The 7,580-nt window shown below is 49.8% G+C and carries 6 protein-coding genes and 1 pseudogene; 3 read left to right on the top strand and 4 right to left on the bottom strand.

Annotation, left to right across the window (positions count from 1 at the left end; genetic code table 11):
• Positions 1-205 (top strand): annotated as a pseudogene (locus H7F08_RS14385) (transposase); the annotation flags it as partial.
• A 297-nt stretch (positions 206-502) separates the two neighbouring features.
• A complete protein-coding gene (locus H7F08_RS14380; protein ID WP_227487892.1) occupies positions 503-1,516 on the top strand; it encodes a carbohydrate porin in 1,014 nt (337 codons plus the stop codon).
• Between the two features lie 288 nt (positions 1,517-1,804).
• On the opposite strand, the gene H7F08_RS14375 is transcribed toward H7F08_RS14380, so the two are convergent.
• Complete coding sequence (locus tag H7F08_RS14375; protein WP_193640915.1) at positions 1,805-2,113, bottom strand: hypothetical protein; 309 nt, start codon at positions 2,111-2,113, stop codon at positions 1,805-1,807.
• A 497-nt stretch (positions 2,114-2,610) separates the two neighbouring features.
• Between H7F08_RS14375 and H7F08_RS14370 the strand changes: the two genes are divergently transcribed.
• Positions 2,611-3,657 (top strand): Druantia anti-phage system protein DruA, encoded by a 1,047-nt coding sequence (locus H7F08_RS14370; protein WP_193640914.1) that lies wholly within the window; start codon positions 2,611-2,613, stop codon positions 3,655-3,657.
• Positions 3,658-3,691: 34 nt separating this feature from the next.
• Here the strand turns inward: H7F08_RS14370 and H7F08_RS14365 are convergent.
• The 3 genes from H7F08_RS14365 to H7F08_RS14355 all read right to left on the bottom strand — a co-directional run bounded on the left by H7F08_RS14365 (position 3,692) and on the right by H7F08_RS14355 (position 7,437).
• Positions 3,692-4,932 (bottom strand): IS3 family transposase gene (locus H7F08_RS14365; RefSeq protein WP_413541263.1). Its coding sequence is split into 2 segments (ribosomal slippage): positions 3,692-4,656 and positions 4,656-4,932, totalling 1,242 coding nucleotides; the frame shifts between segments, so codons are not numbered across the junction.
• A gap of 322 nt (positions 4,933-5,254) precedes the next feature.
• Positions 5,255-5,449 (bottom strand): TMEM165/GDT1 family protein, encoded by a 195-nt coding sequence (locus H7F08_RS15960; RefSeq protein WP_193640917.1) that lies wholly within the window; start codon positions 5,447-5,449, stop codon positions 5,255-5,257.
• A 140-nt stretch (positions 5,450-5,589) separates the two neighbouring features.
• On the bottom strand, positions 5,590-7,437 hold the full coding sequence (locus H7F08_RS14355) for a hypothetical protein (protein WP_193640913.1): 1,848 nt from the start codon (positions 7,435-7,437) through the stop codon (positions 5,590-5,592).
• Positions 7,438-7,580: the final 143 nt, after the last annotated feature.

The raw sequence follows: 7,580 nt of genomic DNA, 5'->3' as shown, positions 1-7,580 counted from the left end.
ATACCATGCAGAACCACTGGAGCAGACTGTTGAAACCTTCCAGAGTGCCGTTACTCAGAGCCATCTGAGTAACGGCACTCTGGAAGGTTTCAACAGTCTGCTCCAGTCCGCCAAATCCAGGGCACGGGGCTATCGCACCCACAAGAATTTTATTAACATGGCTTACCTCGTACTGGGTAAGCTGGATCTCAAGCTACCCACTTAAAACAGCGAGGAACCAGTCAAAGCGCTCCCAAAGGAACATCGGATCAGTGGTTGGTATTTTTGGCTGGTGGCCGTTGTCTCTGTGCTTTCTGCGGGGCTGGGCGTTTATGGTGGAGTCATCAGTATCCCCGGAATGTCATAAAACATGGTTTCAATCTCAGGCAGATGCACAATAAATCTGCGGCGCTATTTTTATATGCTTGGGTTTCTCTCTGTTCTTGGTCAAGCTCCTGCATGGGCGGATAACCGGACTCAGTTAGGGGATGGATTTTCTCCCATTGCAGATTTCCAAGGTGAGTTGGACAGCAATCTTAGCGGTGGCGCTGCGCTGGGCAGCACTGGCACTGCCTATTTCCAGGGAGGTTTTTCCTGGAGCAGTCAGGGGGCAGGATTTTGGCCTGACGGACGTTTGGTAGCGACGTATCTGGCTGTGGTGACCGGCCAACCGGACGAATATGTTGGCGATACTCAGGGAATCAGTGGATTGACTACGCCTTACAATGTGTCGAGAGTCTATAAGTTGTATTACCGCCAAAGAATCTCATTGGTAACCGTACGCGTCGGTTTAATGAACGCCAATGACTATTTTGATGATGCCGGCTTGTCCTGCGACCTGTTCAATGCCTCTTATGGCACTTTTCCAAACTGGAGTCAGAATCTGGAAGGTTCTTCGACTTATCCATTTTCCAGTCTTGGCGCAATGGTGACTCTTGGGCAGGGAAGCACAACTTTAAATGCTGGCATTTTTGGAGCTGATGCTCAACAGCCTTGGCAGCAGCCATTGAATCGGGGAACGCTTTCACTGCTTGAACTGGATCACACGGGTAAATTCGACGCCGGTTCTTACACTCTCAAAGCGGGGATTTTTCGCAACCAACAGAGGGCAGCTCTAGCAGCTACTCTAGGCCCGGACACCAGCGGTTTCTATGGCATCGGTGAATACCGATGGACATCCGATGCGTTGCATTGGGGCGCCTTTCTGGTGGGTGGAGGCGCACCCAATCCAATCAATCCCGTCCCCTGGTATGTGGGAGGCGGGCTCAAATTGGCAGGCTATCTTCCGGAGATGCCGAAAGATGCAGTATCCCTGGGTTTTTCGCGGGCCATGCTTCGGGGATTGCCGCATGCTGAAACCAGCTATGAAATTGGTAGGGAATGCTGCGACGACCAGAACAACAAATATTGCGTATATGCGCTTACGCAACTGCATAGTACGCTTGAAATTTGTGGAACCACAGCGCGGGCAATGCTCTCGTTGCAAGCCGACTACCTCGTTCAATTCGTCTTCAAGAATCCCTGCTTGGTAGTCTGAGAAGAGGTTTTTAGCCTGTGTCAGGAACTCTGGTGGTACCTGTACACACGTGCCACCAAGTGCCAAAGACATTGGCCAATTTACGATGGCATGATTTGCAAATGCAACCGTAGCCGGAATGCCGTCTGCTTCGAGCCTCGCCCGTACTACGTAGGCCTCCCAGGGATCAAGAAACTTGGCTACCGTAACGAGCATGATTCTTGTGAAGGCTAACGCTAGAGCTCAGCCGCCGACAGCCCGCGTAGCGGGATGGCTGGCAGCTGCAGCGATTTGTTAGGCCCACATACGTTAACCACGACGACGTTCCATGACTTGGCCGAAGTGAACTGCAGAAAATATTGCGATTGCCAAGAAACCGACTAGAAAAACAAACAGCGACAGGCTCAACTTCATAGCGAAAGGCGCAAGTGACAGAAGTACGAGGCCGACCACAAGGTTGAAAAATCCCCATAGAACGTTTACCAGCGGAGAAGAATTACCGATGCCGGACGGCTTGGCAAATGGCGAAGGAAATGGTGCACCTTGAAGCCCTGCTATGAGGTGCGGAAGGCAATTGCAGAGAAACGCACCTGCGAAAAAGTGATAGACGAATTCCATGTGGATTCCTCTGTGGGCCTAACGTTTAGGTTAAGCGGGCGCGCGCGAGGCGCCAACTACGAAGTGAACCGGCATTTCGCGCGCTCCGCTTGAACCGAGGGTTAGCGATGACATAGTTTGTATGCTTTTCGTGGTGCGAAACAATGCGGAACAAAACGACAAAACATGAAAACAGGATTTGCGGCCTGTGCAGCGAAACAGAAAACGAGAATAGCGGCCAAGCGCGGAACACTGGCGCATTGACGGCAGAAAAGCAGTGCGCCAGGCGGCGAATGAATGCGAAACAAGGAGCGAGGATTTCGACTTTTGCATGGCCAGAAAATAATGAGGCGCCAACGTAATTTAGATTGCACCATGCTATCACTCAATTACTGTCTAATGCAATATTAACACCAACCGATACACGGTAGATTTGTTCTAAGAATAATCTTGATATAAACCAGAGCAATACCCCCCGATGCTGGACACCGACCCCGATTTCAGATATAACGGGCGGTATGGAAACGATCAAATCCTTCAATTCGCCCCTCGCCAGTATCCAGGTACGCCCCATCCAGCGCAGCGAGGAAGCCCGCTATCAGGCCTTGATGGCTGCGCATCATTATCTGGGTGCGGTGCCCAAAATAGGCGAGACCCTGTGGTACGTCGCTACCTGGCAGGATCAATGGGTGGCGCTGATCAGCCTGTCCGGGGCCGCATGGAAATGTGCGGTGCGGGATCGCTGGATCGGTTGGGATTTCCGTTCTCAATATGGGCGTCTGAGGCTCATTGCCAATAATAGCCGCTTTCTGATTTTGCCGGATTGGCATCGGCCCAATGTGGGGTCGCGCGTCTTGTCCCTGGTTGAGCGGCGTATCGTATCCGATTGGCAAGCCCGTTTCGGGCATCCCTTGTTTTTGCTGGAAACCTTCGTCGATCCGCAGCGTTTTTACGGCGGCGTGTATCGTGCGGCCAACTGGATGGAACTGGGATTGACGCAAGGCTATCGGCGTACCTCAAACGGTTACAGCGCCACCCCAACCGCCTCCAAACGGGTCTTTGTCCGGCCGCTGATACGCGCCCCCCAAGCCCATTTGACCCACCCAGACTTTGCCCACCTACAACTCACCGGAGACCCCAACCGCATGCTCAATGCCGAAGAAATGCGCGCGTTACCGCTCTGCTTCTCGGAGATCAAAGACCCTCGCAGACCTCAAGGAAGACGCCATCGCTTATCCGTCGTGCTGGGGATCGCAGCCGGCGCCACGCTCTGCGGCATGTCGGGCTATAAAGCCATGGCGGACTGGGCTCAAGGGCTCGGGCAGCCCGCCCGCGAGCGCTTCGGCTGCCGACGCGAGAATAAACAGTATGTCGTCCCCAGTGAATTTGTGATCCGGGATTGCCTGGTGCGGGTGGAGCCAGACACCCTGGATCGGGCACTCCGACTCTGGAGTGAATCCTGGGGAGAAACGGCGGATAGCGCCTTGGCCATGGATGGCAAAACCATGAAAAACGCCATCGACGCAAACGGTGAACAGACACACATTCTCAGTGTGGTAGTATAGTGGACCCCTCTGTCAAGACAATAATCAGCCGAGTTTAAGAGGGTAACCTTTCACACGCAGCGGCACGGCGCTGCCCCGGTTTTGCTTCTGATTCTGTTTCCTGACGATTTTCTTTTTTCGCGGCGAATTTATCCACTATCGTTGCGCCGCCACCGTTCGCTGTCCGGTAGACCTCGTCCGGCGTGCTGTAGTCCAGCGATTGATGCATTCTCTCGGTGTTGTAAAATACAAAGTATTCCGTCAGCCCCAGCAGTAATTCCGGCAAGGTGGCATAGCCTTTCAGATACACGTCTTCGTGCTTGACGCTCCGCCATAGCCGTTCCACGAAGATGTTGTCCAATGCCCGGCCACGCCCGTCCATGCTGATCTGGATGCCTGCTGCCGCCAACCGCCCGGTGAAGCTCGCCGAGGTGAACTGGCTGCCCTGATCGGTATTGAATATCTCCGGGTTGCCGTAAGTCTGTAGTGCCTGATCCAGACAGTCCAGACAAAATCCTGTGTCCATGGTATTCGACAATCGCCAGGCCAGTACCTTGCGCGAGTACCAGTCAATGATCGCCACCAGGTAGACAAACCCTCGCGCTAATCGGATGTAGGTAATATCCGTGCTCCACACCTGATTGGGCCGGGCCACTTCCATGCCTCTGAGCAGATACGGGTAAACCTTGTGCTCGGGATGCGGAAGGCTGGTATTCGGCCCTGGCGCCATGCCGGCCAGTCCCAGTATGCCCATCAGCCGCTGTGTCCGCTTGCGGTTGATCCGATGTCCCATGCCGCGCAGATACACGGTCATCTTGCGGCTGCCGTAGAACGGGTGGCGCGTGTATTCGGCATCGATCAGTGCCAATAGCGTCAATTCCTGTTCGTTCGGCTTGGGCACAGGGCGCGGCGCGTAGACGGTAGAGCGGGCAACCCCTGCCAGTTCGCATTGCCGGGTCAGTGCCAAGGGGTCAAGAACGTTGACCCAAGGTTTGCGCGTTTCTACTGGGCTATCCCGGACTTTTTTTTAAGCCAGTCCAGTTCCATCTTGAGCCGCCCAATCTCTGAGTAGAGCCGCTCCGTGCTGGCGGATTGATCCACCGGCTTGGGGCCACGCTTGGCTTCGAATAGGCCTGCCGCCTGTTCTTGCAGCTCCTTCTTCCACAGTCCCACCTGAGTCGGGTGCACGCCAAATTCCTGAGCGATCTCGTTGACCGTCTTGATCCCTCGAACCGCTTCAAGTGCGACCTTGGCTTTCTGCTGACTACTAAAAATCTTGCGCTTCCGTTCACTCACAACCTGCTCCTTATTTACAGCAGGTTACCATCTTAAATAACCGTCCGGAAATTGGGGTCCACTATAAAATAACCAGCACATTTGGAATCATACCGGGTATAAAAATCCAACCGGATGTTCAGGTGGTTACGCATCCTGGAGGTGATTTATCAACTGCCTTGGTCGGCATTCTCCGGTTAGATGTGAATCTGGTAGAACTAACCAATGGAAATGCTTTGTGAGATGGGTGAATAGAGGGCATAAGCCAGGTGAGAATACACCATCCCTACTCACCCGTTGTCGGTAAATATTACCTTTTTGGGACTGCTACTTGTTGATGTTTTTATGAAGCCAAAGCTTTGTGCAAAGCAACGGCACCTAAAATCAGGAAAAGCACAGCCGCTATTGCATGTACCCAACGGATTGGAAGGCGGTCAGCAAAATGGTGCCCAAAAAACACAGCGGGACCATTAGCGAGCATCATGCCAATGGTGGTCCCAGCCACAACCGGTAACCAGGTTTGAAAATGTGCTGCCAGGACCCTGCCCCGAAAGAGAAGATTGCGCCGTCCAGCCTGAAGGCTGGGGAAAACTCAGTAAGCCGGTATGCATTAAAGTTTGCAAAAAAAGTTATATCAGCTTGTTAGTGATATTTTTTAACATATTTATTATACTATGCTTATTCATGGTTAATAAGCCTAAGAGATATATTAACTCCAAGCAATTTCATCATTTTTACTAAAATATTTTGTACCGTGTTTTCAGGCATCGTTGTCATCTTCTTTGGTGAATCTACATGATGATAGGCAAATGCTTTCCCGTTTCTCCAATTCTTAGCTATTGATCTTACATGTCCGTTATTGGCTATGATGCTATCAATCAGCGAACGCAAAAAAACGTCAAAATTCTCGATTGACGTAAGCGTGAAAGCCAAGCCTGCAAATGATTCTCCGGCCACATCCGTGCGATGTTGAATGTCAAGGACGTATATATCAGTGTTAGCGAATGATATTTTAACCAGTAATAATCCCCTTCTTTTCTCGGGCTTTCCATATGTTAATGGAAATCTACGAGGGAGCATTTTGATATCCTGATCGTTGGTGTTGTTGTTTTTTGTGGCATTATTATTTTCTCTTTTTAGAGGAAAATTTATGAGCCTTGGGATACCTGAATTGCAAAATCCGTTTGTGATATCGTAGTGATACACGGCCGTTATGTGTTTTTTGTTTCTTTCAGCAATATCATTGATAGCTTTCCATATTGACCATAATTTGTCAATGGATTCTGTTGGTTGCTTGCTATGTGTTAGCGCTTCTGTGGTGTTGCCACTAGAACCGTAAGCTTCACTGGTTGAGAATGTGTCATCGGATGTGGGAGTTTCCAGGTTTGTTAATTTTTTATCTTCTGATTTGCTGTCATTTTTTCTTGATGAACGTTCGCGCGTTAGTTTTTTGGATTTAATATTTGGTACGTTGATCCATTCAAAAGCTGGCTCTGAAAACCTCTTTAACTTGCCATTCGAGTTCGGTGATTTGTTATCAAGTAGTTCTGGATCTGAATGTTCATCGTTTGATGTCTGGGTCGTAGAAGACGGACAAGAAAATTCATCTTCCGGTAAGTTAGTGGTTTTGGTGTGGTACTTGTAAATTAAATACGGTGGATATTTTTCAGGGCCAATACCCAGTATGTTTAATGCGAGAAATGTTTTTGTTTCCTTAATGTAAAAACCTGAAACGCTTATTTTACCTTTTTGCTTTAACCAGGGAGCTACCTTTAGAAAAATCCGATTGTTTTCATCGCTTGATAAAGCCTGTGCAGCAATATGTTTTGCTTGAAGTGTAGCGTAGTTGTCATACTTGATATGAGAAAGGATGTGAACATCAGACTTGTGCGCTGTGCTGGGTAAGAAAATTGCCCAATTATTGTTTGCTTCTTCATCGTTTAGTTCTTCAGATCTAGAGAACAGTCTGTTTTCTATCTCCGCCCATGGTAATGTCAGGAAGTGACGACGCAAAGCCGAACTGCCATAGCAACGCGTAAAAAACACCAGAGATGGAATGAGTAGGATTTGATCGTTGCCAAGGAAGAACTTAAGCATCCAACTTCCGGCAAGGTCATTCTTGCAGGGGTAGAACAGAGGATATACGTTGGGTGGAACTAAAGGTTCTTTGTCTCCATTTAAGGTGTAGTATTCCCATCCGCGATGTGAAAAATCAACCTTGAATTGCTTTGTAGTAAATCTTGCCCGTGAAACCATCTTCCCCTCATGCCAGACACTACCAATAGGGAGAAGCCCTAAATTTAGGGCGGACACTTTATGGCAGCGGAACTCACCATATAATCTGCCATCATTAACATCATGGAAAAGAACAGTTGCCAGTGGTTGTGAACGGTCATTGTTATTTTGATGAATGGCACCATACCACATAACCGCTCTTTGACGATCGCCGAACGGATGGCCTCTTAGTGAATCCATCACAAGTAGTTCTGATTGAGAGTCGATGGATTCGAAGTCGAAAATTTTCATACTGTGATTGGTTCCTCGTCATTTCAAGTGGGTAGCCTGAGATCCAGCTTGCCCAGGATCAGGTAGGCCATGTTGATAAAGTTCTTGTGCGTGCGGTAACCCCGAGCCTTGGCCTTGGCGGATTGAATGAGGCTGTTGAAACC

Origin of the sequence: Acidithiobacillus sp. HP-11 (genome assembly GCF_015100075.1) — a bacterium.
Taxonomy (GTDB): Bacteria; Pseudomonadota; Gammaproteobacteria; order Acidithiobacillales; family Acidithiobacillaceae; genus Acidithiobacillus; species Acidithiobacillus thiooxidans.
This window is presented reverse-complemented; position numbering and strand designations above follow the sequence as displayed.